At 65.9% G+C, this 26,825-nt stretch carries 27 protein-coding genes and 2 pseudogenes; 7 read left to right on the top strand and 22 right to left on the bottom strand.

The window, feature by feature from the left end; all coding sequences use genetic code 11:
* Window positions 1-46 precede the first annotated feature (46 nt).
* Window positions 47-175 (top strand): annotated as a pseudogene (locus tag EH231_RS31595) (DUF732 domain-containing protein); the annotation flags it as partial.
* Here EH231_RS31595 and EH231_RS31600 read toward each other — a convergent pair.
* A pseudogene (locus EH231_RS31600) lies at window positions 172-1,290 on the bottom strand (HNH endonuclease signature motif containing protein); the annotation flags it as partial. The pseudogenes EH231_RS31595 and EH231_RS31600 sit on opposite strands and share 4 nt — an antisense overlap.
* 95 nt (window positions 1,291-1,385) lie before the next feature.
* On the opposite strand from EH231_RS31600, the gene EH231_RS31605 reads away from it, so the two are divergent.
* Window positions 1,386-2,132: a hypothetical protein gene (locus EH231_RS31605; RefSeq protein ID WP_241177843.1), complete on the top strand. Its 747-nt coding sequence runs from the start codon at window positions 1,386-1,388 to the stop codon at window positions 2,130-2,132.
* Here the strand turns inward: EH231_RS31605 and EH231_RS31610 are convergent.
* The 14 genes from EH231_RS31610 to fadD5 form a co-directional block, all read right to left on the bottom strand.
* Complete coding sequence (locus tag EH231_RS31610; protein WP_090429117.1) at window positions 2,083-2,781, bottom strand: YoaK family protein; 699 nt, start codon at window positions 2,779-2,781, stop codon at window positions 2,083-2,085. The two genes, EH231_RS31605 and EH231_RS31610, sit on opposite strands and share 50 nt — an antisense overlap.
* A 16-nt stretch (window positions 2,782-2,797) precedes the next feature.
* The gene (locus EH231_RS31615) at window positions 2,798-3,769 is read right to left on the bottom strand and encodes a mammalian cell entry protein (protein WP_124714016.1); all 972 of its coding nucleotides are present in this window, start codon (window positions 3,767-3,769) and stop codon (window positions 2,798-2,800) included.
* Window positions 3,736-4,287: an Rv1363c family protein gene (locus EH231_RS31620; protein ID WP_044519032.1), complete on the bottom strand. Its 552-nt coding sequence runs from the start codon at window positions 4,285-4,287 to the stop codon at window positions 3,736-3,738. Before EH231_RS31620 ends, EH231_RS31615 begins: the two co-directional genes overlap by 34 nt.
* Entirely contained in the window at window positions 4,284-5,258 is a 975-nt protein-coding gene (locus tag EH231_RS31625; protein WP_124714017.1) for an RDD family protein, read from the bottom strand. The genes EH231_RS31620 and EH231_RS31625 overlap by 4 nt, the downstream gene beginning before the upstream one ends.
* Complete coding sequence (locus tag EH231_RS31630) at window positions 5,255-5,917, bottom strand: Rv1363c family protein (RefSeq protein ID WP_124714018.1); 663 nt, start codon at window positions 5,915-5,917, stop codon at window positions 5,255-5,257. The genes EH231_RS31625 and EH231_RS31630 overlap by 4 nt, the downstream gene beginning before the upstream one ends.
* On the bottom strand, window positions 5,887-7,440 hold the full coding sequence (locus tag EH231_RS31635) for an MCE family protein (protein ID WP_164481285.1): 1,554 nt from the start codon (window positions 7,438-7,440) through the stop codon (window positions 5,887-5,889). The genes EH231_RS31630 and EH231_RS31635 overlap by 31 nt, the downstream gene beginning before the upstream one ends.
* A 6-nt stretch (window positions 7,441-7,446) precedes the next feature.
* The gene (locus EH231_RS31640; RefSeq protein WP_090429133.1) at window positions 7,447-8,601 is read right to left on the bottom strand and encodes a virulence factor Mce family protein; all 1,155 of its coding nucleotides are present in this window, start codon (window positions 8,599-8,601) and stop codon (window positions 7,447-7,449) included.
* A gap of 53 nt (window positions 8,602-8,654) precedes the next feature.
* Entirely contained in the window at window positions 8,655-10,298 is a 1,644-nt protein-coding gene (locus tag EH231_RS31645) for a virulence factor Mce family protein (protein ID WP_090429137.1), read from the bottom strand.
* A 9-nt stretch (window positions 10,299-10,307) separates the two neighbouring features.
* A complete protein-coding gene (locus EH231_RS31650; protein WP_090430663.1) occupies window positions 10,308-11,885 on the bottom strand; it encodes a virulence factor Mce family protein in 1,578 nt (525 codons plus the stop codon).
* Entirely contained in the window at window positions 11,882-12,913 is a 1,032-nt protein-coding gene (locus EH231_RS31655) for a virulence factor Mce family protein (RefSeq protein WP_090429141.1), read from the bottom strand. The genes EH231_RS31650 and EH231_RS31655 overlap by 4 nt, the downstream gene beginning before the upstream one ends.
* On the bottom strand, window positions 12,910-14,139 hold the full coding sequence (locus EH231_RS31660) for an MCE family protein (protein ID WP_090429144.1): 1,230 nt from the start codon (window positions 14,137-14,139) through the stop codon (window positions 12,910-12,912). The genes EH231_RS31655 and EH231_RS31660 overlap by 4 nt, the downstream gene beginning before the upstream one ends.
* A 4-nt stretch (window positions 14,140-14,143) precedes the next feature.
* Window positions 14,144-15,013, bottom strand: coding sequence for an MlaE family ABC transporter permease (locus EH231_RS31665; RefSeq protein ID WP_090429147.1), 870 nt, complete (start codon window positions 15,011-15,013; stop codon window positions 14,144-14,146).
* A 1-nt stretch (window position 15,014) separates the two neighbouring features.
* A complete protein-coding gene (locus EH231_RS31670) occupies window positions 15,015-15,770 on the bottom strand; it encodes an MlaE family ABC transporter permease (protein ID WP_164481286.1) in 756 nt (251 codons plus the stop codon).
* A 286-nt stretch (window positions 15,771-16,056) separates the two neighbouring features.
* A complete protein-coding gene (gene fadD5, locus EH231_RS31675) occupies window positions 16,057-17,646 on the bottom strand; it encodes a fatty-acid--CoA ligase FadD5 (protein ID WP_124714020.1) in 1,590 nt (529 codons plus the stop codon).
* A 126-nt stretch (window positions 17,647-17,772) separates the two neighbouring features.
* Here fadD5 and EH231_RS31680 point away from each other — a divergent pair, with 126 nt between their 5' ends.
* Window positions 17,773-18,465, top strand: a complete 693-nt coding sequence (locus tag EH231_RS31680; RefSeq protein WP_090429151.1) for a GntR family transcriptional regulator — start codon at window positions 17,773-17,775, stop codon at window positions 18,463-18,465.
* A 98-nt stretch (window positions 18,466-18,563) separates the two neighbouring features.
* Here the strand turns inward: EH231_RS31680 and EH231_RS31685 are convergent, their stop codons facing one another.
* Window positions 18,564-19,001, bottom strand: a complete 438-nt coding sequence (locus EH231_RS31685) for an SRPBCC family protein (RefSeq protein WP_164481101.1) — start codon at window positions 18,999-19,001, stop codon at window positions 18,564-18,566.
* Window positions 18,970-19,434, bottom strand: a complete 465-nt coding sequence (locus tag EH231_RS31690; RefSeq protein WP_090429158.1) for an acyl-CoA thioesterase — start codon at window positions 19,432-19,434, stop codon at window positions 18,970-18,972. Before EH231_RS31690 ends, EH231_RS31685 begins: the two co-directional genes overlap by 32 nt.
* A gap of 36 nt (window positions 19,435-19,470) precedes the next feature.
* On the opposite strand from EH231_RS31690, the gene EH231_RS31695 reads away from it, so the two are divergent.
* A complete protein-coding gene (locus tag EH231_RS31695) occupies window positions 19,471-20,562 on the top strand; it encodes an alcohol dehydrogenase catalytic domain-containing protein (RefSeq protein ID WP_090429161.1) in 1,092 nt (363 codons plus the stop codon).
* On the opposite strand, the gene EH231_RS31700 is transcribed toward EH231_RS31695, so the two are convergent.
* Both EH231_RS31700 and EH231_RS31705 read right to left on the bottom strand, forming a co-directional pair.
* Window positions 20,559-22,268, bottom strand: coding sequence for an acyl-CoA dehydrogenase (locus EH231_RS31700; RefSeq protein WP_090429164.1), 1,710 nt, complete (start codon window positions 22,266-22,268; stop codon window positions 20,559-20,561). The genes EH231_RS31695 and EH231_RS31700 overlap by 4 nt on opposite strands.
* 9 nt (window positions 22,269-22,277) lie before the next feature.
* A complete protein-coding gene (locus EH231_RS31705; protein WP_124714021.1) occupies window positions 22,278-23,162 on the bottom strand; it encodes a sigma-70 family RNA polymerase sigma factor in 885 nt (294 codons plus the stop codon).
* A gap of 99 nt (window positions 23,163-23,261) precedes the next feature.
* Here EH231_RS31705 and EH231_RS31710 point away from each other — a divergent pair, with 99 nt between their 5' ends.
* Complete coding sequence (locus EH231_RS31710) at window positions 23,262-23,642, top strand: DoxX family protein (protein WP_124714022.1); 381 nt, start codon at window positions 23,262-23,264, stop codon at window positions 23,640-23,642.
* Here EH231_RS31710 and EH231_RS31715 read toward each other — a convergent pair.
* Together EH231_RS31715 and EH231_RS31720 are read right to left on the bottom strand one after the other, a co-directional pair.
* Window positions 23,635-24,408, bottom strand: a complete 774-nt coding sequence (locus EH231_RS31715; RefSeq protein ID WP_124714023.1) for an SDR family oxidoreductase — start codon at window positions 24,406-24,408, stop codon at window positions 23,635-23,637. The genes EH231_RS31710 and EH231_RS31715 overlap by 8 nt on opposite strands.
* Before the next feature lie 3 nt (window positions 24,409-24,411).
* Entirely contained in the window at window positions 24,412-25,089 is a 678-nt protein-coding gene (locus EH231_RS31720; RefSeq protein WP_044514480.1) for a TetR/AcrR family transcriptional regulator, read from the bottom strand.
* A 126-nt stretch (window positions 25,090-25,215) separates the two neighbouring features.
* Here EH231_RS31720 and EH231_RS31725 point away from each other — a divergent pair, with 126 nt between their 5' ends.
* A complete protein-coding gene (locus EH231_RS31725; RefSeq protein WP_003883225.1) occupies window positions 25,216-25,326 on the top strand; it encodes a hypothetical protein in 111 nt (36 codons plus the stop codon).
* Here the strand turns inward: EH231_RS31725 and EH231_RS31730 are convergent, their stop codons facing one another.
* Window positions 25,327-25,854, bottom strand: a complete 528-nt coding sequence (locus tag EH231_RS31730) for a CGNR zinc finger domain-containing protein (RefSeq protein WP_124714024.1) — start codon at window positions 25,852-25,854, stop codon at window positions 25,327-25,329.
* Between the two features lie 85 nt (window positions 25,855-25,939).
* Between EH231_RS31730 and EH231_RS31735 the strand changes: the two genes are divergently transcribed.
* Window positions 25,940-26,800, top strand: a complete 861-nt coding sequence (locus EH231_RS31735; protein ID WP_124714025.1) for an alpha/beta fold hydrolase — start codon at window positions 25,940-25,942, stop codon at window positions 26,798-26,800.
* Window positions 26,801-26,825 lie beyond the last annotated feature (25 nt).

A 26,825-nucleotide genomic window follows, 5' to 3' on the forward strand; every position in this document is an offset into this window, starting at 1 on the left:
CAAACCGCACACCCGGAACAGGCTTAGGTGGGCTAAGATTCACCGCATGAAGCTTGCAGGCCTGGCAGTAATTGGTGCCGCAGCGGCTATCGCCTTCGCCGCTCCCGCACACGCCGATCCCGACACCGATTTCGCCAATGAGCTGCACACTTTTGGCATTTACGGGCAACGCGATAGCCGATCAGCGGGCCCGGTGATCGTGATGAGGCGTCGGTGGTGCAGGCGATGGTGATGCGGACACACCAGAACCAGGTTGTCCAGCTCGGTGGGTCCGCCGTTCTCCCAGTGCACGATGTGGTGGGCGTGCAGACCGCGAGTGGCCCCGCAGCCGGGCACGGCACAGCAGCGGTCGCGATGCTCCAGGGCCCGGCGCAGCCGGCGGCTGATCGCGCGGGTGCTGCGCCCGGCGCCGATCACCTGCCCCTGGCGTTCAAACCAGGCTTCGTACGTGGCGTCGCACAGCAGCTCACGTCGTTCGTCGTCGGTCAGCAGCGGACCCAGATGCAATGCGGCGACCGGCTTCTCACCGTCGGTGTCGAGGTCGACATGCACCACGACGGTGGTGTGCTGCCCATGCGGACGGCGCGCCGCCTCAACATCCCACCCAGCCTCGACAACACTCATGAACGCGTCCACACCATTCGGAAACGGCGGTGCCTGCTCCGCGTCGCCACCATCGGACTCGGTGTCGTGATCGTGTTTCCAGTCCGCGACCAACCCCTCGTGATGGGCTTGGCGGGCCGCGTCGAACTTGGCTGCCTCCAACCGGGTCAAGCGGATCCGGTAGGTGGTGTACTCGCCTTCACCAGTCTTGGTGATCGAACGCCCAGGATCGGGACCTGGCACAGGCTCGTGGTCTGGTTCGGGGCGTGGCTCGAGCTTGACCGCGGTACGCAACTGATCAACGGTAGCCACCGCCGCCAACTCTGCGTAGTGCTCATCGGATCCGTCGGCGGCGTTCTCGGCGATCACCCCGACCTGATCCAGCGACAGCCGACCCTCCCGCATCCCCTGCGCGCAGCGGGGGAACTCCTCGAGCCGCCGCGCGATCGCCACCACAACCTCGGCGTTGCGCGGTGTCACACCGGCCTTCCAGGCCACCAGCGCCTTCATAGAACGGGCACCGGTGGCACCGCACAACTCGTCACGGTCCAGTTCAGCGACGATCTCGACGATGCGGCCATCGATCGCATTGCGCTGACCGATCAGCTCCGACAACTCGGCGAACAACACCTCGGTACGCTGCGCCGGGCTCACCTCAACATCGAAAGAGGCTGCGGCCGAGGACATGACCCCATCATCGCAGAGGGGTCCGACAAGTTTCTGGACGAGAATGACGACAACCGCATCCTTCCGGCAAGATAGCTGTGGTGGGGATAAACCTGTTGCCTTGCACCCGCCTCTCGGACGCTGATGTCGCGGGCGCGCTCGACCATGCGGTAGCCGTGATCAACCCGGCGCTCGACGTGTTCACCCGATTCGACCCGCTCGGGCTGAGGCGACGTACCCATCGAGAGGAGCCCGCAGAGGGCGCCGTGGGCAAGTCCCTCGACCTCGCGGCCGCTTTGCTCAATTTCGCCGAGCTGCCCGGCACCAAGGCCTGGACCGAGATGGATCAAGACGGCCACGCGAAGTGGTGGGTGCATCGCGCCGGGGCGGTGACCACCATCCTCGTCGCATTCCCGGGTGCGTTCGGAGTCATCGCCGACCGGCTTGGTGTGCAGGACTTCCTGGGTTTCACCAACCAAGCGATCGTGTTGTGCGCGGTGGCCCGCGAGGACGGCGTCACCGACTACGACGAGCAAGTGCAACTGCTCGGCGCTGTCCTGTGCGACCGTCAACTGCCCGATGCAACGGTCGATGCTTCGGCCGACGACGCCGGCGCAACCGCGCAATCGCTGCCCGGAAAGCTCTGGGAGTTCGCCGGCACACTACGTGCTGTGAGCGACGAGTTCACGAAAAGGCCACACCCGCAAAAGCTTTACCGCTATCTGGGGATGCTTCCGGGCGTCGGTGCGGTGGCCGATTACTTCGGTGAATTAACCGCCCTACTGCACGCTGCCAATGAAGGCGCGGCGTGGATCAGCGAGCACTCGCCGCAGCCGCCGGCTCCGGAGCCGGCCCGAACCTGAAGATCAGCGCACTGATCGCCACCACCACAGCAGCCAACGCAATCACGGGCGCAACCGTGAACCGCGACACCGTCGCACCCAGAATCGCACCGCCGCACATCGTCAACACCACTCCGTAACGCAACTTCTCGCGGTCCCCGGTGCCTCCGGCCAGCCTGCTGTCGAACCCGATGCCGACGATCGTCTGCGTCAGCACCGTCGTGCTCAACTCCTGGATGCCGAACTGGCGTGCGGTCGCGTTCTGGATGCCGAAGGTCATCGCCAAGACGATGAGGATGAACTTGCGGTTGTCCTGATAGTCCAGCACTCCCGATCCCGTGAGAATCGAAAGTACAGTCAGCAGAACGACTTCCACACCCAATGCGGTGGTCAACCAGTTCCGGACGTGACTGTCGAGATGGCGTCTCAGCCGTCCACCCACCACGGTGCCCAGCACGAACCCGATGAACGCCACCAGCGCCCCGGTCACGTCCACGCCGGAGTGCGGTACGAACCAGAACCCGAGGAAGATCACGTTGCCCGTCATGTTGGCGACGAAAACGTGTCCCAGCACCAACACACTGACCGCGTCGACGATGCCGGTGGCGGACGTCAACAACAGCAGTGCCACAACGGTCGACCGTTGCGTCACCGGTGAGGCGATGGCCATGCCTACATCCTCGCCGCTACAACTGCGGAGACAGGTCCAATTGGGTCAACGCCGGCATCTGGGTGATCAGCCAATCCCCGTCCGTACGCTGCAATATCAGGCGATATGACATGTACCGCAACGATGGGACGTTCTTGGTGACCGGGCTCGTCGACACCGTGTTGGTGTAGACGATGGCAGTCGCCTCATCGCGACTGATGGTCTCCACCGCGGTACCCATCACCTCGGTGTTGTTGGTGACCTGCGCCTGCTTGTTGGTCGGCACGATGGAGTCGATCAACTGCCGGTACTGGTTGGCGAAGTCGCGGGACAGGTACTTCGCGGCCCGATCCGGTAGCGACTCGATGTTGTCCGGGTTGTAGGTCCACAACGTGGTGATGGCATCGGCCGAGGTCCGCGCCACTTGAAGTTTGGTCGCCACCAATGCCCGGTCGGCCAGGTACGGCTGCAGCATCGCGCCGCCGAACGCCCCGGCCACGACGAACACCGCAGCGGCACCCACAGCGAAGTACGTCAGCCGCTTACCGGCCTCGCGGTGCGGCACGAGGACCTCGTCCTCGGCCGGCTCAGCGTCCGTCGCTTCGGCATCGGCTTCGGCATCGGCATCGTCGACAACTTCGGTGCCGGCGTCGTCTTCCGCTTCTGCCGTCGGTTCCGGTTCAGGTTCCGGCTCAAGTTCCGGTTGCGGTTCGGCGTCTGGCTCAGGTTCGGCATCCGCCTCAGATTCGACGGCCGCTTCGGGCTCGACGGCCGCCTTGCAGCGTGCCTTACCCGACGGGGTCCGACGCTCCGGGGCATCCTCAGATTCCGAGTCAGATTCCGGGCCGGATTCCGAGTCGGATTCCGGGTCACCCTCGCCGTCCGACGCCTCGACCTGCTCCTCGACCACTTCCTCGGCACGGCGACGCCGCCCGAAACGCAATCTGCGGCGCGGCTTGTCAGGCTCGCCGGCGGTCAGATCACCTGAATCAGCTGGCTGATCTTCCACTGCTGTCCTTCCCAAATCGTCGTCGCAATCCAACGGCTGCCGCTTTCAACCACGGACTTACCGTCAGGGGTTCGGGTGCTGATCTTCGTCGCGACCAGAACGTCGGCGCTCCCGTTGTCGTTCCATCGCTGAATGCCGGCATCGAGTACCGACCCCTCGGTCGGCTCGGCCCGGGCCACCTGAACGACGATCTCGTTCTGCTTCTCCTGGAACATCTTTCGGAAATCGCCGGTGGCCTGTGAGGCGATGCGATCGGCGTAGTCGTTGGCGTGGAACGGATCCAGCGTCGTGTACACCGTCATGAACTCACGCACGTAGTCCAGCGCGCCGGCGCTCTTGATCTCCGCACGATGATCCGACTCGTGCCGGATCAGGATCAGCGTGCTACCCGTGATGGCGGCCGCGATCAGCAGGGCTGAGATCATCCCCACGATCGGCAGACCCCAACGGATCGGCTCTTTGGGCTCGACCGCGAAGTAGTCGCGCTCATCGGGCTCGATCCGGCGCCGCGGGCTCACTGTCCGCCCCCGTTCAGCACCGGCCGCTTGAGCACCGTGAGGTTGTCGACGAGCCAGTGGTCGTCCGACTTCTGGAACTCCACCCGAACCGTCGCGGTGATGAACTTCAGCTCCTGCGGATTGGTGCCGCGCTGACCCTGCAACGCCACCAGCATCGAGGCCGTGTCCTTGGTCACCCCGGGCAGCACCGCGCTGCTCACCGCCCAGTAGTCATTGGTGGTCGGCCCGGCCTTGCGCACGGCATCCTGCTGGGCGACCAGCTGCTGCCGGTAGTTTTCGGTGGTCAACGACTGCGCCTTGGTGAAATCGGCGTCGACGGAATCCACCCCGTAGCTCAGCAGCTCCTCGACGATCCGCGGGCCCTGCTCCGCGACCTGCGCGCGAGCCTGGTCCACCGCCCGATCCTGGCGGTACACCGCCAGATATCCCAGCCCGCCCGCGATCCCGCTGAGCACTGCGAGCGTCAGCAGCACCGCACCGGCGCGACGCCGGACATCGGATTCAGGCCGATCGACGCGACGCACCTCGGTGCGGGTCAGCAGATCGGCGAACGTCCGGTTCCGTGAATCCCACAACGGCCACAGCCAGCCCAGGAACACCGCCGCGGTGTCCAGCAGATGCGCCAGCTCACGCAGCAGGAGCCGCAGCAGACCGGCATCTCCGGCCGCCGACACCACCCGGATACCGAACACCGACCGGCCCAGCGACCAACCGGTGTATGCGGGCAAGCCGATCCGGTTGACCAGCATCGCGGCGGCCACCACAGCGGCGGCCACCGTGCACACCCACCAGAACCAGTCGTACAACGGGGCCGCCCACGCCAGCAGCGCCAGCGTCGCGATCAACCCGGTAGGCGCCAGCACATCGATGGCGAAGGCGCCGGCCCGAGCCGGCCACGAAGCCAGCCGGGTCTGATCCGTCCCGGTTCCCCCAGCGGAGACCGTGCCGGCGTTGTCCAGAACAGCGGTCACGACGTGACCTGGTCGAGCCGCGCGACCTTGTAGTTGCCGTCCTCGGCGCGGGCCATCTTCACCCGCAGCCGATAGCCCTGCTCTTCATCGGACTTCTCGGTGTTGGTGACCAGCACGCGCACCGCGACCAACAGGTCCATCGACCCGTCGTCGTTGTGCTTCTCCACCGCGGCCCGCATGTCCGAGACCTTCACCTGCACGTTGGCGGCCTGGTAGGCGTCCAGCAGCATGCCGCTGTACAGGCCGGCCTGCGCCCCGAAGTCACCGGTCGAACATTCGATGATCTTGGTCTGGGCCGCGATCATCGCCTGGGTATCGGGCGCCTGGGTCGCGGTCACGCAGTCCTTTGCCGCAGCCAGGGCCTCGGCCTCGTCACTGGCGATGCGTTCGCTGTCTTGATGCGCACGCAAAGCCAGGTAGCCGCCGACGCCGACGGCCGCCGCGAGGACCAGCAGACCGGCGAGGATCGCCGCCACCCAGCCGCGCCCCAGCCGTGAAGGCCGTGATTCCGACTCCGGAGGAGCCTCCTCAGCGTCCGTGGCGTCCGTGGCTGCGATCGGATCAGAGATCTCGGTGACGGCCTCCGCTTGCGATTCAGGGGTATGGGGGTCCTGCTGGTCGGCGAGGTTCAGCTGGCTGGCGCCAGCATCTCCTTCCATCCGTCATCTCCTGGTTTATTCGAGTTGGTGACGGAGTACTTCACACCGCCGGGACCGACCACCTCGCCGCTGGATGGGCTATAGGTAGCGGTCGAACCTGCTGCCGGAGTGTAGATGCAGGGGTTCGGCTGCTGTCCACTACAACTCACATTGCCACCCCGAGGCGCGGTCAGCGGGTCGCTGCGCATCGCCGTTGATTCCGGGGGTGGGAGCTGACTTGCCGGCAACGGGTTCAACCCATTATTCACCGAAGGCGCGGGAATGACCCGGCCCGGATCGACGGGCTGATCGCAGCGCGCGGCCGGAGCCGGGCAGTTACGGATCTGGTTCGGATCGCCGTACCACGGGTTGGTGCCCAGCGGCTGGTAGGGCTCTTCGCTGCGGCACTCCGCCGGGGAGGCGGCCCGCTTGCCGGGCACGTCGGCACACGGATAGTTACGCGCACCGCGCACCGCGTTGGGCGCATCCTTGGGGATCTTGCAGTACAGGCCCGACGGCAGCGGCGCCGTCGACGTATCCGCAGGCGAACGCCACTCCGACGCGGGCAGGAACCCGGTCAGGCACGGCGGCGGCATGTTGATACCGAGGCCGAAGTGCAGCAGGCCCTTGGGCGCGAAGATCGTCGCGGTCTGGGCAACAGCGCCACCCTGAGGCAACGCCACCAACACCTGCTCGACGTTCTTGTTGTAGCGCTTGAGCATGTCGATGACGATTTCCAGGTTCGCCAACGTCTGCGGCAACGACTCCTGGACATCACCGAACACCGAGTTCAGCTGATCAGCCGTCGGTGCCGCCTGCTGAATGCCACTCCGCAGTGCCGCATCGTTCTGGGCACTCTGAGCCGCCAGCGTGTTCAGGTTCTTGGCCCACCGCGAGATGGCGTCGCCCGAATTCACCTGGCTGTCGATGATCGGCCCGGAGTTCTCGACGATGTCGTTGACCGGACCGATGTTGTCCTTGAAGTCACTGGCGATCGCCTGGGTCGAGTCGACCAGACGCTGCAGTGACGGCCCGAGCCCGCCGACGGCCGTGGCCGTCTCGTCGAGCAGGACCGCGATCTTCTCCTTCGGCAGCGCCGCCAGGCCCTTCTGTGCGGCGTCCAGCGACGGGCCCACCTCGGCGGGGACGCTGCCCTTCTCGATGGTGTCCCCGTCGCGGAAGTACTTCCCGGTACTGCCACCCTCGGACACCAAGTCGATGAACTGCTCACCGACCGCCGACACCGAGTGCACGTTGGCACTGGCGTCGAGCGGGATCCGGTACTGGTCATAGATGTTCATCTCGACCCGGGCGCCCTGTTCGGTGGGCTCGACGGAGGTGACCTTGCCGATCGTGGTTCCGCGATAGGTGACGTTGGCCGTGGCGTACAGGCCGCCCGAGTTCGGGAGGTTGGCGTTCAGGTTGTACATCCCGACCCCGGCCCATGTGGGCAGCCGCAGGTAGACGAGCGCCAGCACGACCAGCGCTATCACCGTCAGCGTCGCGAACAAGATGAGCTGCATCTTGATGAAGCGGGTCAGCAACATGTCTCACTCCCCCCTTTCCACAAGCGGGCCACCAGGTGCATCGTGCGGGTTCGGCGTGAACCGCACGTCCGGGATCATCGTCGCCGGATCGCGGCCCCACGCCTGCTCCAGTGCCCGGAGCATGCCCGAGACACCGGTGCCGGACAGGAACGCGTTGTCCACCGAGCTCAACGTCAGGTCGATCGTCAGCGACACGTTGATGTAGTCGCCGCGCACCGCCTTCGGGATGTTCTCGATGTTGAACGGCACCGTGAGGATCAGCTTGAGGGCTTCCACCAGGTACGGGGCAGAGCGCGCCAGCTGCTTGAGCGGACGCTGCAGGTTCTGCAGGTTGGTGTGCAGATTGGCGTTGCTGTTCGACAACGTGTCGTCGGCAGCCTTGGACAACCGGCCCAGCGAGGTCACCGCATCGGCGAACAAGTCGCGCGTGTCGGCGAAATGCTGGATCAGCGGCGGGAACTCGGTGAGCACCCGGTCCAACGTGTCATTGCGCGCCGCAACGATGTTCAACAGCCGGTTGGTCGAATCGATCGCCCGGGTGATGTCGTTGCGCTGCTGATTTAGCTCGTCGGTGAAGGTGTCGAGCCGGCCCAGGAAGTCGCGGATCTGATCGGCGCGACCGTTGAGGATGTTGAACACCTCGGTCTGGATGGTCTCGATGTTCGGGATGCCACCGCCGGTCAGGATGCCGGAGATACCGGCCAGCGTCCGCTCGATCGTCGGATAGGCCGAGGACTGTGCCAACGGGATTGTGTCCCCGCTGCGCAGCATCTCCTTGGACGGATCCTTGTCCGGCGGGTTGAGCTCGACATGCTGCGAACCCAGCAGGCTGGTCTGGCCGATCTTGGCCAGGGTGTTCTTCGGCAGTTCGATGCCCGGCTCAAGATCGACGGTCAACGTGGGCACCCAGTTGATCAGTTCGATCTTGCGGACCCGGCCGACGAACACGTCGCGCACCCGCACCCGGCTGTTGGCGTTGAGCGCCAACGTCTCCGGCATCTGCACGTACAGCGTGGTGCGGCCGGACTCGGTGCCCGGCCCACCCGGCAGTGGCACGTTGGCCACACCGCGCCACTGCCCACACGAGGTGAGGATCAGCGCGGACGCCGACAACACCGCGACGCGTCGACCGACGCGGCCCCAGTTACGTGTCTTCATCCGGCCTGCCTGATCTTCGCGCAAGCGGCTCATCAACCCTGTCTTTGTCGTCATCAGCCCTGGCCTCCAGCCTCGGCGGGCAACGCCGGTCCGGCGGGAGCCGGGCCCGGTGCAGGAGCTGCTGCCGGTGCGGGACCCGACATCGGATCACCCGGGATCACACCCGGCGCAGGCACCGGCGGCGGTCCGGGCTGCGGGTACCACGGCGGCGGCAACGGATTGCGCTCGTCGTACGAGTTCGGCGGTCCGGGCAGGTTGCCTCCCGGAGGAGCACCGAACGCCGGCGGGGCCGGCGGCGCCACGATGTCCGGGCCACCCATCAACTCGGACAACGACTCCGGCGTCAGCATCTGCTGAGTGGCAGGCTGCACCTGCACACCCTGCATACCCGGTGCCACGGTCCAGCCCGGCTCGTGGTTGCCGTGCGAGAACAAGGTGTCCCGCGACCAGATACCCGGCACGGTGGTGTCCTTGTATCCCCCTGGCGGCTGCAGGCGCGGATCCGAGTAGGAGATCTGCTTGGGCAGTGTCATCGCGGTGTTGGCCAGGTTCTGGCCGAACGGCAGGAAGTTGAACTTGATCGCGTCCAGGATCGGCGCGAGGTACTGCGCACACAACTCAGCCGAGTCCTGGTACCCCAACCGGCTGCCCGCCTGAATGGAACTGCAGACGAACTGCAGCGGGTTGGAGAAGTTGGTCAGACCCGGCAGAACCGGCAGACCCACGATGCCACCCTGGTTGGGCGAGACGATATTGAGCACGTTGGCGGCCAGGTTCGGGTAAGCGTGCAGACCCGTCTCCAGACCATTGCGCGGCTCGGGCTGCAGGATCGCCGTCGTCGCCTCCGACAAGTTGTTGACGTCGTGCGCGAGCACGCCGCCGTTCTTGTCCAGGAACTCACGGGTGGTCTTGAGCACCCGGTCGAGATCCTGCAGGGCCGTCGCCAGCTCCTGGTCGGTGTTGGTGAACGAGTTGGTGAACTGGGCCAGGTCGTTGTTGAGCGCCACGAACTGCTGATCGCTCTTGTGCAGCGCATTGACGAACAACGCCAGGCTCTTGACCACCTGGAAGAAGTCACCGCGGCCCTGGTTGAGCGTGGTCAGCGCCTCCGACAGCCCATTGAGGGTGCGGTTGAGCTGATCGCCCTTGCCCTGGAAACCGTCGGCGAAGGACTCGATGATGTCGCCGAACGGGCCCTTGGGCTGTTCGGCGGTCGGGCCCAGATCGTCGAGCAGGCGGGTGATCTGGTTGCGCAACTCGTCGTACTCGACCGGGATCTGGGTGTTCTCGATCGGGATCACCGCGTTGTTCTGCAACCGCGGCCCACCGGTGTAGGGCGGGGACAGCTGGATGACGCGCGAGGCCACCAGGCTCGGGTTCAGCACAGACGCCGTGACGTTCTCGGGCACCTTGTACTTGTTGTTGACGTGGAAGACGACCTTCATCTTGTCGCCGTCGGTCTCGATGCTGTCGATCGCACCGACCTTGACGCCCATGATGAGGACCTTGTCACCGGGGTACAGCGCGAGCACCTCGGGGAAGTACGCGGTGACCGTGGTGTTGGTCATCTTCTTGTACAGGCTGATGCCGAAGTAACCCAGCACCAGGGCAGCCGCCACCGCCAGCGCACTGACGATGACAGTCGCCCGGGAAGCCGTGGGCAACTTGATGTTTCGAACGTTGAAGACAGTTGACATAGCTGCGGCCTATCCCTGCGACCCGGGCGGAAGGAACGGCGGATTACCCGGGAGCGGGGGCGTACCCACCGGCCCGGCATCCGGCCCTGGTCCCGGCGGTGCCGGGGGAGCATTCAGCGGCCCCGGGTGCGGTGCGTAACCCGGGATGGGCCCCGGCGCCACCGGCAACGGTGCGATCGGAACGGTGCGGGCTCCGGGCGGACCGGGTGCCAATTCGACCGGGGCACCCGGCTGGTCCGGCGGCATGTCGCCGGGGATGGCCGCGCTGGGCACACCTGGCGAATGCGCGATGCCGTCAGGATTCGGCGCCGAGGTCGCCACGTCCGGCGGGCCGTAGTTGGGTCCGTACGGGTTGTCACCGTAGGGCCCAACGGTTGCCCCTGCGCACGGCAGCGGGTTGCCCGGGCTGGGGATTCCGGCCGCGGTCGGCGTGTACGAGCACGGCGATCCGGGCGGCACGGCAGGCCCCGGGTGCTCCGGAGTGCCTTCCAGCGGTGTCGGGGCCGGTGCGGGCGCACCGTTCTCGAAGCGCTTGCCATTGGGATCGGGGAAGCGGAACGCGGGCAGGCCGGCGTTACGCCAGAACTCCTCGGGATCGATGCCGCGCTTCTTGAACGCGGAGTCGACGAACGGCTGCAGGATCTGCGGCGGGATCAGGTTGACCAGCATCACCTTGAAGTACGGGCCCGAGGCCAGCGCCTCGGCCAGTGAGGTGATGAACTTGCCGGCCACGGTGAGCGTGTCGGCCAGGTCCTGCTTGCGCTCGACGAGCAGGTCGCTGACGGTACGCAGCTGCTCGAGCACGTGGTTCAGGTTCGGGTTGTCGTTGATCAGGCCTTCGACCTGATGCGACACCGACGACACCCGCTCCAGCAACATGCTGACGGCCTGGCCACGCTCGTTGACCGCGGCCAGCAGGGTCTGGGCGTTCACCAGCAGCTGGTTGACCTGCGTGCTGCGGTCACCGAGCACCGTGGCGATCTTGTTGGCGTTGGCCAGCAGCTTCTTGACGTCCTCGTCGCGCTTGCCGATGGTCTCGGAGAACTTGGCCACGCCGTCCAGCGCGGCGCTCAGGTGCGGAGACGTCTGATCGACCGTCTCCGACAACACGTTCAGCGATTCCTTGACCGACTTCGTGTCCCAGCCCGACGCGTTGCGCGTGACATCGAGGAACGCGTCGTAGATCTGGTACGGCGTGGTCGTCTGACCCAGCGGCAGCATCCCGCGCGGGGGCAGCGTCTGGCTGCCACGCGGCTGGATCTCGATGTTCTTGCGACCCAGGATCGTGTCGGTACGGATCGCCGCACGGCTCTCGGTGCCGATCGTCTTCCCCCCCAGGGTGTAGCCGATCTCGACCTTGTCGCCGTTGATGTCCATGCTCTTGACCGTGCCGACATCCATACCGGCGATGCGCACCTTGTCGCCCACGTTCAGGCCACCGGTGTCGGAGAACTGGCCGTAGTACGTGGGGACCGCGAACAGCATCGGCACGCTCGTCAGCGTCGAGCCGACGCCGATGACCAGCGCCACCACCGCAACGCCCATGAGGCCTTTGCGGAAGCGGTCGGAACCTTGCAGTGTCCTCATCTCGGCGTGCACCTACCCGACGGCTGTGAACTGAGTTTGACGGTTCGGACAGGGCCACCTGGCTGCAACCCGTTGAGCTTCAGCGAGAGGTCGCAGGCATAGAAGTTGAAGAAGTCACCGTAGATGCCACCGGCACGTCCGATGATCTTCAACGCCTGGGGGAACTGCACCAGGATGTCGTTGAGCTGCTGCTTCTGGTCGATCAGCGGCTGCTGGATGACCTCGAGGTAGCCGATGGTGTCCTTGAGCAGCGGACGGTTGTCGGACAGCAGATCTGCCAGCGAGCCGGCCGCGTTGCTGATGTTGGCCACCGAGGATCCGATCGGATCGGCCCGGTTCTTCAGCCCGGTGATCAGCGTCTCGAAGTTCTTGAGGGTGTCGTCGAACTGCTGCTGATGCGCGACCGTGGTGTCCAGGACGATGTTCAGGTTCTTGATCACCTCGCCGATGGCCTGGTCGCGATCGGCGATGCTCTGTGTCAGCTGCGCCGTCTGATCCAGGATGTCGTTGATGGTGCCGCCCTGGCCCTGGAAGATCGTGATGATCGACTTGGAGATGGTGTTGACCTTCTCCGGGCTCAACGACTGGAACAGCGGACGGAAGCCGCCGACGAGTGCGTCGAGGTCGAGCGCGGGCTCGGTGCGTTCCAGCGGAATGGTGCTGCCCGGCTGGATCTTCGTGTTGCTCTCGCCGCGCTTGAGCTCGAGGTAGCGGTTACCGATCAGGTCCTGGTAGCGGATCGCGGCCGTGGTCTGGTCGAACAACGGCAACGACTTCTCGACGTTGAACGTGACCTCGGCCTGCTGGCCACCGTTGATCAGCTTGACGCCCGAGACCTTGCCGACCTCGACACCGGAGGCACGGACGAACTGTCCCGTGCGCAGACCGCTGACGTTCTTGAAGATCGCCGAGTACTCGGCGGTCCGGTTGAACCGGATCTGACCGAAGACCACGAAGATGATCGCAGTGAAGGTGAGCAGCACCAGTGAGAAGATGCCGAGCTTGATAATCGTGCCCTTGATGCTCATGGGTTGATCGTGTTCTCCCCCACTTGGCGGCCCCACACATACTCGGCCACGAGCGGTTGACCCATCTCGAGGTGGTTGTACGGGGCGATCGATGCACCGGTATCCATCACCAGGTACGGCATGGGCCACAGGTCCTTGGTGATCGGCTGCCAGCAGCCGGGCCGACCCTCGGGCCCGCCCTTGGCGTTGACCCGCGGCAGGTTGTCGGGATAGACGTACGGGTTGCCCACGCCGATCACCAACGAATGGGTCTGCAGCGAGTAACCGTTACCACCAAGTGCACCGGCGAGTTTCGGGCCGGCATCGTGGTAGTTGCGGATCGTGCAGAACAGCGCCGGGCTGTACTTGTCGAGCAGAGCCGAGGTCGGCAGCAGGTCCTGGGCGCCGCGGACCAGATAGGGGCCGCCGCGCTCGAAGATGTCGCCGCCGGTGTTGCCGAAGCCGACCGCCGCCACCAATGCCTGGTCCAGATTGCCACGCTGCTCGTTGAGCGTGCGGGCGGTGGTGACCGCGTTGGTCAGACCGTCGAACAGGTCCGGGCCGGCATTCGCGTAGACCTCGCCCAGGTCGGCCAGACCCGCGATGTCGCGGCGGATCTGGGGCATGCGCGGGTTGAGGTCGGCCAGGATGTCGTTGCCGTTGACGATCGACTGGCCGAACTTGTCACCCAGGCCGTCGAGGGCTTGGGCGGTGGCCGTCAGCGTCTGGTTCAGCTTGATCGGGTCGATCTGCTCGGAGATCGCGGTGATCGTCTCGAACAGCGTGTTGAACTCCGTCGTCACGCCCTGGGCGCGGATCGGCGTGCCGGGCGACAGCCGCGCTGCCGACGGGTTGGCCGGCGACAGGAACGAGATGTACTTGTTGCCGAACACCGTCGTGGCCCGCAGTTCGGCGGTCACGTTCTCCGGGATCAGGTTCAGGTACTGAGGCTTGACGTCCAGGGTCAGCTTGGCCTCGGGGTTGTCGTCGACGGTGACGACGTCGACGGAAGCCAGGCGACCGATCGGCACACCGTTGAAGGTGACCTTCGAGCCCGGGTCCATCGACAGGCCGGCCCGTCCGGACAACACGGTCAGCTGCGTCTTCTTCTCGAAGGATCCGCGGAACTGCATCCACGTCAGCGCGAGGACCATGGTGGTGACGAGCACGAGCACCAATCCGGCCAGCTTGTACGGCGGGATCTTGGGCTTGTTGAGGGGCGCGTGCGGGGCTGAGGGCGTGGCCATGCCGCTACACCGTGAGGTTGAAGTTGGGGTCGGTGCCGTAGAGCGCCAACGATGCCAACAGGACGACCATCACGATTGCGATCAACGAGGTTCGCATCGACCTCCCTACTGCCTCACCCACACCGACAGCACCGCCACTGGCGTAATAGCCGAAGTAGCAGTGGTTCAACATGACCACGATCGACATGACGATGACCTGGAGGAAGGACCACATCACGTCGTCGACGCGCAGGAACGTATGGAAGTAGTGCTCATACGTACCCACCGACTGCGAGTAGAAGACCGTCGTGACGAACTGTGCGGACAGGAAGGACAGCAGGACCGCGCCGGCGTACAACGGGATGATCACGATCGACCCGGCGATGAGGCGCGTGGAGACCAGATACGAAATCGACCTGATCCCCATGACTTCCAGCGCGTCGACCTCTTCGCTGATGCGCATGGCGCCGAGTTCGGCGGTGGCGCCGGCACCGACCGTGGAGGCCAGGGCCTGCCCGGTGACGACCGGGGCAACGACACGGATGTTTGCCAGGGCGGCGAAGAAGCCGGTGAAGGCCTCGACGCCGATATTGCCGAGGGACGCGAAGCCCTGGATGGCGATCAGGGAGCCTGCCGACAGCGTGACGAAACCGATGATGGCCACGGTGCCGCCGATGACGGCCATGGCGCCGGTGCCCATGCCGATCTCGGCGACGAGTCGCAGAGCCTCACGACGGTAGTGCCGGAACGCGTGCGGGATGGAGCCGATGGCCTGGACGACGAACCACGCGACGTGGCCCATGCTGTCGAGGAACCGGGCCGGAGTGCCCGCGATGTCTGAGGTGCGCGAGAACGCCCGGGGGAACCGGGACCGAAGGACTGTTGCGGTACTCATGTCAGTGCCCTGTTCCGAACCGCACACCGATGGTGGTGAGCACGACGTTGACTGCGAACAATGCCACCACGCACAACACCAGGGTCTCGTTCACCGCGGTGCCGACGCCCTTGGAGCCACCGGCCACCGTCAGGCCGCGGTAGCAGCCGACGAGTCCGGCGATCAGGCCGAACAGCGTGGCCTTGATGACCGAGATCATCACCTCGGGGAATCCGGTCAGCAGGGTCAGCGTGGATACATAGGCACCGGCGGAGACGTTCTGGACATAGACGCCGAAGAAGAAGCCGCCGACCAGACCGATGGTGATGACCGCGCCGTTGAGCATGAAGGCCACAAAGGTGGAGGCGACCACGCGGGGAACGACGAGGCGCTCGATCGGATCGATGCCCAGCACCTCGAGCGCGTCGATCTCCTCACGCACGGTGCGGGCACCCAGGTCCGCGCAAATCGCGGTCGAACCGGCGCCGGCAACCACGAGCACCGTCACCAGAGGACCGAGCTGCGTGACCGCACCCAGCGCCGCACCGGCGCCCGAGACGTCAGCCGCGCCGAACTCAGCCAACAGGATGTTGAGCGTGAAGATGATGAGCACCGTCAGCGGGATCGATACCGCGAGCGTGGGCAGGAATGCCACCCGGATCAGGAACCAGCTCTGCAGCACGAACTCTTTCCACTGGAAAGGCCGTGTGAGAAAGGCCTTTCCGGTGAGCACAGTCATCTTGAAGAAGCCACCGACCATAGCCAGCGGCTTCTCCATTTGACCACGTACGTAGCCGACGAGCCCGTCGGCAGGCGCCGTCACCGGTGCGCCCCCTGGACGTGTCGCACGCCCCCTCCTCGTCGCCTGTCAACTTGTGTGATCCGTCTCTCCCTACTCGCGAGTAGTAATTGAGACCACCGGACTGTACCCGATAGAAACCGGGCCGTGCACTGCATCGGGTGGATTGTGCCATCAACCGTTAACAAGGGCGTGCAAAGACAGCAAACTTTCGCCGCGACCTGCAGAAACCGTTGACGCTGAGTTACTTTCGCAAACGTCAGCGCTATTGGGCGTTGATGGGCGACCCGAACCGCTCCCTGAGTTCAGTCTTGAGCACCTTGCCCGAGGGGTTGCGGGGCAGCGCGTCAACGATTTCGAGTGCCTTCGGATGCTTGTAGCGAGCCAGACGTTCGGTGAGGAACCCGTCGAGATCCCCGAGATTCAGTACGTCGCCTCTGGTGAGAGCGACCACCGCAACCGGAACCTCGCCCCATCTCTCGTCATGCCGGCCGATCACGGCGACCTCGGTGATGGCGGGGTGCCCGGCGAGGACGTTCTCGACTTCGGCGCAGTAGATGTTCTCGCCGCCGGAGATGATCATGTCCTTCTTGCGGTCGACGACCCAGATGTAGCCCTCCTCGTCCTGACGGACCAGATCGCCGGAGTGGAACCAGCCGCCGGCGAACGCCTCGGCCGTGGCCTTGGGGTTGTTCCAGTAGCCGGCCATCAAAGTTGGGGCGCGGTAGACGATCTCGCCGACATCGCCGACGGGGACGTCGTTCATGTTCTCGTCCACGATGCGGGCCGAGACGGTGGGGATGACCTGGCCGACCGAACCGAGCTTGCGAATTGCGTCGTCCGCCAACAGCATGCAGGTAACCGGGGACATCTCGGTCTGACCGAACGCAGCAAGGATCTGGCTGCCGGGGAAGGTCTCGGCCATTGCACGTAGCAAGGTGTCCGAGGCCGGCGCAGCGCCCCACGACAGGGCCCGCAGGCAAAGATCGCGCGGATTGGCCTTCTGCTCAGCGCAAACCGCCTGCCACTGCGCGGGCACCAGGAAGATCGCCGTCACCTTCTCGGCCGCCAGCACGTCGAGCAGTGCACCCGGATCGAACGCCCCGAGCGGATAGATCACCGTGGGCAGGCCCAGTGTCAGACCCGTGTTCACGTTTCCCGCGACGCCGGCGATGTGGAACAGCGGGACGCCGATGAAGCCGACGTCGTTGTTGATGTCGACGCCGGTGGTGAACAGGTTGGTCATGCCCTGCCCGGCGAGGTTGGCATGGGTCAGCACCGCGCCCTTGGGCCGGCCGGTCGTGCCCGAGGTGTACATGATCAGGGCGGGGGCATCGCTGGGGATGTCGACCGGTTGCGCGGGGTCGCCGTCTTCGGTGATCAGGTCCTCATAGCCGAGGACGTCATCTTCCGTCGGTGCGTCGGCCACGATGACCGTCGACAGCGTGGCATCGAGATCGCGTACCGCCGTGGCGACTCCGGCGAGTACGGGCTCGGTGACGATGACGCGGGCCGCGCAGTCGCCGACCAGGAAGGCCACCTCGGGTGGGGTCATCCGGAAGTTCACCGGCACCGCGATGGCGCCGAGCTTGTTGGCCGCCAGCATCGCCTCGATGAACTCGGGCCGGTTCAGCATGAGGATCAGCACCCGGTCACCGAAGCCGACCCCACGCCGGTTCAGGGCGCCGGCCAGCTTGGTCACCCGGTGGTCGAGCTCGCGCCATGTGGTGGTGTGCCCCAGGTACCGCAGGGCGGTCTTGTCGGGCTGCATGAGGGCATGCCGGGTCAGTTGATTGGCCCAGTTCTGACGACGGGCCAGGTATGGCTGCTCAGTGGGGAACGGCTCGGCAGTCAACGGATCTGCACTCCATCGGTATCGAGTTGCACGAATTTTATATTTGATCAAACATGGGGTTGCCCCGGTCACACTATGGCCTCGGCGCCTCGGCGACAAGCCCACCAGAAAGGCGACCGGATTCCCGTGAATGCACCTGCCAGAGTGGCCGTGCAACGTCGTCGCGGGGGTCGGCGCGAGCAACTTTCCGACGAGGTCGCCGCCCAGCTCCGGGCCGAGATCATGACCGGTGTCCTGCGGCCCGGGACCTTCATCCGTCTCGACGAGACCGCCGCGGCGCTCGGGGTGAGCATCACCCCCGTGCGGGAGGCACTGCGCACACTGCGCGGCGAGGGCATGGTGCAGCTGGAGCCCAACCGCGGACACGTCGTGGTGCCCCTCACGCGCGCCGACGTCGAAGACATCTTCTGGTTGCAGGCCACCATCGCGCGAGAGCTCGCCGCCACCGCCACAACCCGCATCACCGCCGCCGAGATCGACGAGCTGGAACAGCTCAATGCCGAGCTCGCGGCCGCGGTCAAGGCTCACGATCCCGTGGCGATCTCGTCCGCCGAGTTCACCTTCCACCGGGCGTTCAACCATGCCAGCGGACGCATCAAGCTGGCTTGGTTCCTGCTGCACGTCGCGCGGTACCTGCCCGCCCTCATCTATTCGACCGATCCGAAGTGGGGCACCGAGGCCGTGGAGAACCACCGGCTGCTGATCGACGCGCTGCGCCGTCGGGATGCGACGGCAGCAGTGGAGCTCAACGCGAACCAGTTCACCGATGCAGCCCAACGGCTCATCGCGCGGCTCGACGACATCGGGATGTGGGACTGACGCGCGAGTGGGCCGCCTCTACCTCGTCGAGTGCGACGTAAGCGTCCTAACGCAGCGTCGTCAGCGACGTTTGCGTCGCATTCGGTGAGAAAGGGACCTCAGGTCAGCTGCTGCACCCTGGTGATGAGGGCGTTGGCCAGGTGGTCCAGGGTGTCCCCGATGAGCTTCTTGACCATCATGGCCGGGATCGGCAGCTTGACCTCCACCTCGAGGTCAACCTGAAGCAGCGTGCTGTCGGGCCCGAGGGGCACGACCGAGAACCTCTGCTCCTGCTTGGTGAAGTGGTCGCCCTGCTGCAACACGGTGAAGATCTGGTTCTCCGCCGGGTAGTAGACGGCGTTGATGAAGATGCCGGACTGACCCTGGATCTCGACGTCGAGCCGCAACTGGCTGGGCCGGCCGTCGTCGTAGCGGGCCAGGATCCAGCAGCCCTTGATCTCGGGGTTCCACTGCGGATAGGCCTCGAAATCACCGACGATCGCCATGATCTTGTCGGCAGGGGCATCAACCTCGACGGTCTTGCTCACGAGTGGCATCCGGCGATGATATCGACCGCAGCAGATCGCGGATCACGTCGGGAATCGGTACCGGACGGCGCGTGGTCCGGTCCACGTAGACATGCACCCAGTGGCCGACCGCCGCCACCGGCCCGTCCGGCTCGAACAATCCCAGCCGGTAGGTGACGCTGCTGTTCCCCAACCGGGCCACCGCCAGACCGACCACCAACGGGTCGGGGAACTTCAACTCCGCGAAGTAGCGGCACCCGGACTCGGCGACCACACCGAGCCAGGGCGCGGTGACCGGATCGATGTCGCAGTTGGTGTTGATCCAGCCGTTGATCGCCGTGTCGAACAGTTCGTAATACACCGCGTTGTTGAGGTGGCCGAACATGTCGTTGTCGGTCCATCGGGTCAGCACCGGCCAGTGCAGCGGAAAATCCTCGCGGGTCAGGTCGGCAGCGTCGGTCATGGCTGAAGTCTGACAGCAGGTGACAGGCTGGTGGGTATGAAGATCCGCGGAGCCGTCCTTGAGCACATCGGCCTCTCCCGCCCGTACGCCACGTCGCAGCCGATCCGGGTGAGCGACCTTGACCTCGCCGAACCCGGCCCGGGCGAACTACTGGTGCGCATCGAGGCCGCGGGGCTGTGCCACTCCGATCTGTCCGTCGTCGACGGCAACCGGGTACGCCCGGTCCCGATGCTGCTGGGGCATGAGGCCGCCGGGATCGTCGAAGCGGGTGACACCGATCTGCCGGTGGGCCAACGAGTGGTGATGACGTTCCTGCCGCGCTGCGGGGATTGCCCCGCGTGTGCCACCGACGGCCTGACACCCTGCGGTCCCGGATCGGCCGCCAACGGCGCGGGCACGTTGATGAACGGCGACATCCGGCTGACCCGCGACGGCCAACCGGTGTTCCACCACCTCGGGGTATCCGGTTTCGCCACCTATGCCGTCGTCGACCGCCGGTCGGTGGTGCCCGTCCCGAATGATGTCCCCGCCACGGTGGCCTCACTGTTGGGTTGTGCGGTGCTCACCGGCGGCGGTGCCGTGCTGAACGTCGGCACGCCGCGGGCCGGCCAGACCGTGGCAGTGGTCGGCCTGGGCGGTGTCGGCATGGCGGCGGCCCTGACCGCGCTCGCCCACGACGGCGTCCGCGTCATCGGCGTGGACCAGCTGCCGGACAAGCTGGCCCGGGCGCGTGAACTCGGCGTGCACGAGACCTACACCCCCGAGCAGGCCGCCGACCTCAAGGCCGACGTGGTGATCGAAGCCGCGGGCCACCCCGCCGCGTTGGAAACCTCAATCGCGCTCACCGGGCCGGGCGGTCGCACGATCACCGTCGGCCTGCCCCGTCCGGACGCCCGAATCTCGGTGTCACCGTTGGGTTTCGTGGCCGAGGGCCGATCGCTGATCGGCAGCTACCTGGGTTCGGCGGTACCGGCCCGCGACATCCCTCGGTTCGTCGAACTCTGGCGCGCCGGACGGCTACCCGTCGAGCAGCTGGTGTCCTCGAGTATCACCCTCGATCAGATCAACGCCGGCATGGACGAGCTGGCCGAGGGGCGGGCCGTGCGCCAGATCATCGAGTTCGGTTAGAACCAGTTGTCCCGCATCTCCAGCGTGGTGCGGTCCAGACTCTCCAGCAGGTCCAATTGCGGTGCGGTCTTGGGCAGTTCGTAACGGAAGAAGTACCGGGCGGCCTGACGCTTGCCGTCATAGAAGTCGCCCGTGCGTCCTTCCGCCGCCAGGTACTGCTCCAGCCAGATCCACGCCACCACGATGTGCCCGAACGCCTCGAGGTACACGGCGCTGTTGGCCATCGCGGCCTCGACGTCACCGGAGGCGAACATCGCGCCGGTGACCGCGACCAGCCGCTGCCAGGACGCGTCCAGTTGCGCGGCCAACTCGGGAGCCGCACCTGTGGCCCGCGAGACGGTTGCGGCGATCCGCTCCCCCAGCGCCGCGAGACCAGCTCCGCCGTTCTGGGTCACCTTGCGACCCAACAGGTCCAGGCTCTGGATACCGTGGGTGCCCTCGTGGATCGGGTTGAGCCGATTGTCGCGGTAGTGCTGCTCGACGTCGTACTCGCGGGTGTAGCCGTAGCCGCCGTGAACCTGGATCGCCAGGCTGTTGGCCTCCACGCACCATTGCGACGGCCAGCTCTTGGCCACCGGGGTGAGAATGTCGAGCACCGCGGTGTCATCGGTATCGACCAGCTTGGCGCAGTAGAGCGCGAGCGCCAGCCCACCTTCGACATAGGCCTTCTGCGCCAACAGCATTCGCTTGACGTCCGCGTGCTCGATGATCGGCACCTGCGGGGTCGACGGATCTTTGACGCCCAACGGTCGGCCCTGCGGACGCTCGCGCGCATACTCCAGCGACTTGAGGTAGCCGGTGTAGCCGAGCGCGACAGCGCCCATCCCGACACCCAGGCGGGCTTCGTTCATCATGTGGAACATGTAGACGATGCCGCGGTGCGGCTCCCCGACCAGGTAACCGACCGCGCCGTCGAAGTTGAGCACGGTGTTGGTGATACCGCGTTGTCCCATCTTGTGATTCAGCCCGGAGATGGCCACCCCGTTGCGGGTACCGTCGGCCAGGAACTTCGGCACGATGAACAGCGAGATGCCCTTGGTGCCGGCCGGGCCACCCGGAATCTTGGCCAGCACCAGATTGACGATGTTCTCGGTGAGCTCATGTTCGGCGCCGGATATCCACATCTTCGAGCCGAACAACCGGTAACTGCCGTCGGCCTGCGGTTCGGCGCGGGTGGTGATGTCGGCCAGCGACGATCCGGCCTGGGTCTCCGACAGCGCCATGGTGCCCGAGAACCGGCCCGCCAGCATGGGTTTGACGAAGGTCTCGATCTGCTCGGCCGAACCGAAACGGGCCAGCAGGTTGGCATTGGCGATGGTCAGCATCAGATAGCCCGAGGTCGACACGTTCGCCGCGGAGATCCATGCGAACGCGGCCTGCGCGACGGTGGCGGGCAGCTGCGCGCCGCCGATCTCGGCGTCCATCCCCATGGCGATCAGGTCGGCCGCCGCGAATGCGTCCCACGCCTCTTTCACGTCAGGGATCAGAGTGACGGCCTGTCCGTCGAACGTCGGCTCGTTGGCATCGCTGAGCTTGTTGTGCGGCGCGAAGTAGCGGGTCGCGAGTTGCTCGCACAGATCCAGTACACCGTCGAAGGTTTCGCGCGAGTGTTCGGTGAATCGGTCCAGCGTCGTGAGCTTTTCGACGTCCAACCACTCGTAGAGCAGGAAGTCCAGGTCGCGCCGCGAGAGGATCGTCGACTTCATGCCGCCAGGTTAATCGTCAGCAGGCGGCTCGGGCAGCGACATCCGGGCCAGCCTTCGTGGATCGACGATCGACACGATCCCGACCAGCCGGCCCCCGTCGACGGAGCACGCCATCACGCCGAGCGGACGACCCTTCGGCCCCCATGCCAGGATCCCCGGCTCGCCGTTCACCGACACCCTCCGGGCGACGACGCGGGTTCCCTGGCCGCGTCGGACCGCGGCGACGACGGACTCCGACCCGGTCCCGACGGTCACTCCGGCGGCCGTATACCGCTGCCAGCTGACGTCGGGGTCGAGCACGCGCAACAACGCGTCGAAGTCGCCGTCACGAGCGGCGGCCAGGAAGGCGTCGACGACCTCACGCTGCTCCTGCTTCCGGCGGCGGTCGCCGGTGGGCGGCGGCACGTCCTGCACCTTCCGGCGCGCGCGGCTGGCCATCATCTTGACGGCGTCGCTCGACTTGTCGAGGATCTGCCCGATGTCGGCGAACGGCACGGCGAACATGTCGTGCAGGACGAACGCCAGGCGTTCGTCCGGGCGCAGTGATCCCAGCACGACGAGCATCGCCAGCCCGACCGAGTCCGCGAGCACCGCGGCGTCCTCCGGCGAGTCGACGTCTTCGGTGACGACGAGTTCAGGAAGGTCGGCGGTGGGCGTCAGCTCGGCGCGGCTGGAGCGCGACCGCAACATGTCGATACAGATGCGGCCCAACACAGTTGTCAGCCAGCCGACGACATTCTCGATCGAGTCCGCGTCTTGACGCGATAGGCGTAGCCAGGCTTCCTGCACGGCGTCCTCGGCGTCCGCTCGTGAGCCGAGGACGCGGTGGGCCACCGCGAGCAGGCGCGGGCGCTGTTGCTCGAATGTCTCCGCCAGTGATGCCTCGGGCGTCATCGGTTACCTCTCCTCGCACGGATCCGTCATAAGGGTGACGAGTCGGCAGGGCCCGACGTAACTACGAAGCCCAGACGTAACCACGAAACGGAGCGAAGAATGCACACCACCCTGTGGATCATCACCATCGTCGCGGCAGCGGCCTACGTGGCCGGCGGGGCCAGCCTGTTGTTCATGTCCCGGCAGAAGTACCGGTCGCTGGGAAGAAATCAGCATTGGGTCGATGATTTCGGCGACGGCCACCTCACGGCGATCGCGACGATCAAACTCGTCGGTGGAATCGGCCTGGTGCTGCCCGTCGCGGTGGGTATCGCGCCCGTGCTGACCCCGGTGGCGGCCTGCGGCCTGGCCCTGTTCATGGCTGGTGCGGCCACGACCAGATTTCGTCGCAGCGAGTGGCCCTACATGGCCGGCGACATCGTCTTTATCGGTGTGTTCGCCTTCTTGGCGTGGGGCTGGTTCACCCTGCCCGTCACCTGATGGTGCTCACGCCGCCATCGACCGGGATGACCGCGCCCGTGATGTACGCGCTGGCCCGGCTGGCCAGGAACACCGAGATCCCGGCGATGTCGTCGGGCTGACCGATCCGGCCCAAGGGGAGACCGCCACCTACCTCATCGACGCCGCCGCGCAGCATCTCCTTGGTCATCCGGGATTCGAACAGGCCCGGTGCGATCGCGTTGACCAGGATCCGCGGGGCCAGTTCCCCGGCGAGGTGCCGCGTCAGCATGTGCACGGCAGCCTTGCTGGCGCTGTAGGAGAAGTTGTCGCGGCCCTTGCCGGGCGCGACGATGCCGTCGATGCTGCCGGTGTTGATCACGCGCGCCGGATCTTCTTCGGTGGCAGCGGCATTCAGCAGCGGCGTGAGCGCCCGGGTCAGCAGGAACACGCCTTTGACGTTGACGTCGTAGACCTTGTCGAACCCCGACTCCGGGAACTGGTCGTACGGTGCGCCCCAGGCCGCGCCCGCGTTGTTGAACAGCGCGTGTATCGCGTCCTCGCGCCCCGTCACCGCCGCGGTGAGCGCCGCGACCCCTTCGGCGGTCCCCAGGTCGGCAGGAACCGCGGAGATCCGGCCGAGCGGGGACAACGCGTCCACCGCCGCGGACAGCTCGGCCTCCTTGCGGCTCGAGACGTACACCGACGCCCCCGCCTGCAGCAGGCCACGGGCCATCATCAGGCCGATGCCACGGCCGCCTCCGGTGACGACGGCGACCTTGCCGTCCAGTCGGAACAGATCAGTCACGTTCTAGGCCTTTTCCTCGATGTCGACACCGAGCGGAGACTCGTTGCGGGTCACCTCGTCGCGGATCAGCCCACGCAGCAGCGCGGTGCTGAACTCGACGGCGATCTCCTGGGCGCTCCGTCTGCCGTGCGGTCGCAGCCAGCGGTAGGAGCCCAGCGTCATCCCGATGTAGCCGAGGGCCAGGACATGCGAATCGCAGTCGTAGAACTCGCCGCTGGCGATGCCGCGGTCGATCACGTCGCGGACATGCTCGTAGACCTGGGTCTCAGCGCGCCGGATGTAGGCCACCTGCTCCTCGGTGAACCATTCCGCGATGTAGGGGCCTTCCTGGAAATAGACCGCGGCGCGCTCCAGGTCGCCGGCGATCCCGACCAGCAGTCGCCGGGTGAAGTTGTAGATGGTCTCCCGTGCCGAGGCGGTGGGGTCGTCGTGGAGGGCCTCGACGGTGAAGTCCGCGGTGCTCTTGTAGATGTCGTAGAGGATCAGCGACTTGCTCGAGTAGTAGTGGTAGACCGTGGCCTTGTTCAGGCCGACAGCCTCGGCGACATCGTCCATCCGGGTGCCGTGATAGCCGCGGGCGGCGAACAGCTTGGCCGCGACGGTCAGGAGCTCGTCGCGGCGGGACGTCCCGTTGGCAGCCGCGCCTCCGCGGCCCCGGCCGCCCTCTGCATCGGATGACATAGCACACTCACTATCAGCATCGCCCGGACCTTGCCCAGGAAATCAATCAACTAGATGGTTGAAGAGTGTAGGCAATTCTCTTCGCGGCCCTGTTCCGGCCTTGCCCAGTGCGTCTAGACTCCGGGCATGGATCCGAATCCTGACTACGACCTCAGCGACGAGAGCGACTTCTTCTTTCCGTGGCTGGCCTGGGGTCTGCGCGGCGTCTACCCGCCGCCGGCCTACCCCCCGGTGTAATCAGGACTGTTCGTCAGTCTTCGCAGTCCTGGCGCGCTGGTGATGCCGGCGCGCCTTCATGCGGTTTCCGCAGGTAGCCATCGAACACCAGCGAGCGGTGTTCGGCTTGCTGCGATCGATCAGGAACAGCCGGCAGTCCGGATTACCGCACGCGCGTAGCCGCCCCGGACTCACGACCCGCAGCGCGTCCCAGGCCAGGATGGCCCGCACGGCACTGCGCCTCGTGTCATCGGTATCGAGTTCCCACCTCACGCCGCCCGTTGTGGCGCGGACCCGCAGTCCCACCTCATTGAGATGCGGCTCCAACGCGGCTGCCGACTCGGCCCCGCGGACTACCGCCTGGAGCACGTTCCTGGCCTCGACCAGCTCCGCCAGTTCGGCCTCGGTCGCCCCGTGCTCGCGCAGCCAGGTCGACGCCTGCGCGCCATCCGCGAGTATGTCGCGCTGCCTTCCCTCGACCACCGGCGTGGTGTTGAGCAGATCCAGCAGCAGGGCCGCGTCCCGCAGGCCCACCTCAACGAGCTCCATTTCTAACCTCCAAACAACTATTGACAGGTTATGGCGTCCGGCGTTAGATGTCACTAACCACTAAAACTAGTTAAAGGAGTTAGCCATGACGGTTCACCATCGCTACGCCACCGTCGACGGTCAGCGGCTGTTCTACCGCGAGGCAGGTGCGCCGGACGCACCGGCGATCGTGCTACTGCACGGCTTCCCGACGAGCTCGTACATGTTCCGCGACCTCATCCCCCGGTTGGCCGAGCGCTACCACGTCATCGCACCCGATCACCTGGGCTACGGACACTCCGATGCACCGGCGACCGACGAGTTCGACTACACCTTCGACGCGCTGGCCGACCTGACCGACGGCCTGCTGAACCAACTCGGGGTGTCGCGTTACGCGATCTACGTCCAGGACTACGGCGCCCCGATCGGCTGGCGACTGGCACTGCGGCATCCGGAAGCCATCACCGCGATCGTTAGCCAGAACGGCAACGGCTATGACGAGGGCTTCGTCGAGAGCTTCTGGACCGGGGTGTGGGCCTACCAGCGCGAGCAGACCCCCGAGACCGAGGCGGGAGTTCGGACCGCATTGAGCGTCGACGGCATCAAATGGCAGTACCTGACCGGGGTTTCCGACGAGAGCCTGGTCAACCCCGACACCTGGGTGCACGACGCGGCGATGGTGGCCCGGCCCGGTAATGATCTGGTGCAGCTCAAGCTGTTCCGGGACTACGCGACCAATGCCCCGTTGTACCCGGCGCTGCACGAGTACCTGCGCACCAGTGCGGTTCCCGTACTTGCCGTCTGGGGCAAGGGCGATCCCATCTTCGGCCCCGACGGTGCCCGGGCCTTCGGCAAGGACGCGGTCGACGCCGAGATCCACCTGCTCGACGGCGGGCACTTCCTGCTGGAGACCCATCTCGACGAGGTCGCGAGCCTGATCGACGGGTTCCTGCAACGACGAGCCTGACGCGAAAGTGACGCCATGGTCGTTG

Origin of the sequence: Mycolicibacterium nivoides (assembly GCF_003855255.1) — a bacterium.
Classification (GTDB): Bacteria; Actinomycetota; Actinomycetes; order Mycobacteriales; family Mycobacteriaceae; genus Mycobacterium; species Mycobacterium nivoides.

Excerpts from the sequence above, each read along its gene's own strand:
- EH231_RS31690 (WP_090429158.1), bottom strand. The coding sequence starts at position 19,434 with ATGACCGACGCTGCCGACCTGACCCGCGAGGATTTTCCGCTGCACTGG.
- EH231_RS31720 (WP_044514480.1), bottom strand. The coding sequence starts at position 25,089 with ATGTCATCCGATGCAGAGGGCGGCCGGGGCCGCGGAGGCGCGGCTGCC.
- EH231_RS31710 (WP_124714022.1), top strand. The coding sequence starts at position 23,262 with ATGCACACCACCCTGTGGATCATCACCATCGTCGCGGCAGCGGCCTAC.
- EH231_RS31685 (WP_164481101.1), bottom strand. The coding sequence starts at position 19,001 with ATGCCACTCGTGAGCAAGACCGTCGAGGTTGATGCCCCTGCCGACAAG.
- EH231_RS31730 (WP_124714024.1), bottom strand. The coding sequence starts at position 25,854 with ATGGAGCTCGTTGAGGTGGGCCTGCGGGACGCGGCCCTGCTGCTGGAT.
- EH231_RS31640 (WP_090429133.1), bottom strand. The coding sequence starts at position 8,601 with ATGAAGACACGTAACTGGGGCCGCGTCGGTCGACGCGTCGCGGTGTTG.
- EH231_RS31645 (WP_090429137.1), bottom strand. The coding sequence starts at position 10,298 with ATGTCAACTGTCTTCAACGTTCGAAACATCAAGTTGCCCACGGCTTCC.
- EH231_RS31670 (WP_164481286.1), bottom strand. The coding sequence starts at position 15,770 with ATGGAGAAGCCGCTGGCTATGGTCGGTGGCTTCTTCAAGATGACTGTG.
- EH231_RS31735 (WP_124714025.1), top strand. The coding sequence starts at position 25,940 with ATGACGGTTCACCATCGCTACGCCACCGTCGACGGTCAGCGGCTGTTC.
- EH231_RS31650 (WP_090430663.1), bottom strand. The coding sequence starts at position 11,885 with ATGAGGACACTGCAAGGTTCCGACCGCTTCCGCAAAGGCCTCATGGGC.
- EH231_RS31610 (WP_090429117.1), bottom strand. The coding sequence starts at position 2,781 with ATGGCCATCGCCTCACCGGTGACGCAACGGTCGACCGTTGTGGCACTG.
- EH231_RS31695 (WP_090429161.1), top strand. The coding sequence starts at position 19,471 with ATGAAGATCCGCGGAGCCGTCCTTGAGCACATCGGCCTCTCCCGCCCG.
- EH231_RS31660 (WP_090429144.1), bottom strand. The coding sequence starts at position 14,139 with ATGGCCACGCCCTCAGCCCCGCACGCGCCCCTCAACAAGCCCAAGATC.
- EH231_RS31700 (WP_090429164.1), bottom strand. The coding sequence starts at position 22,268 with ATGAAGTCGACGATCCTCTCGCGGCGCGACCTGGACTTCCTGCTCTAC.
- EH231_RS31725 (WP_003883225.1), top strand. The coding sequence starts at position 25,216 with ATGGATCCGAATCCTGACTACGACCTCAGCGACGAGAGCGACTTCTTC.
- EH231_RS31655 (WP_090429141.1), bottom strand. The coding sequence starts at position 12,913 with ATGAGCATCAAGGGCACGATTATCAAGCTCGGCATCTTCTCACTGGTG.
- EH231_RS31705 (WP_124714021.1), bottom strand. The coding sequence starts at position 23,162 with ATGACGCCCGAGGCATCACTGGCGGAGACATTCGAGCAACAGCGCCCG.
- EH231_RS31665 (WP_090429147.1), bottom strand. The coding sequence starts at position 15,013 with ATGAGTACCGCAACAGTCCTTCGGTCCCGGTTCCCCCGGGCGTTCTCG.
- EH231_RS31630 (WP_124714018.1), bottom strand. The coding sequence starts at position 5,917 with ATGGAAGGAGATGCTGGCGCCAGCCAGCTGAACCTCGCCGACCAGCAG.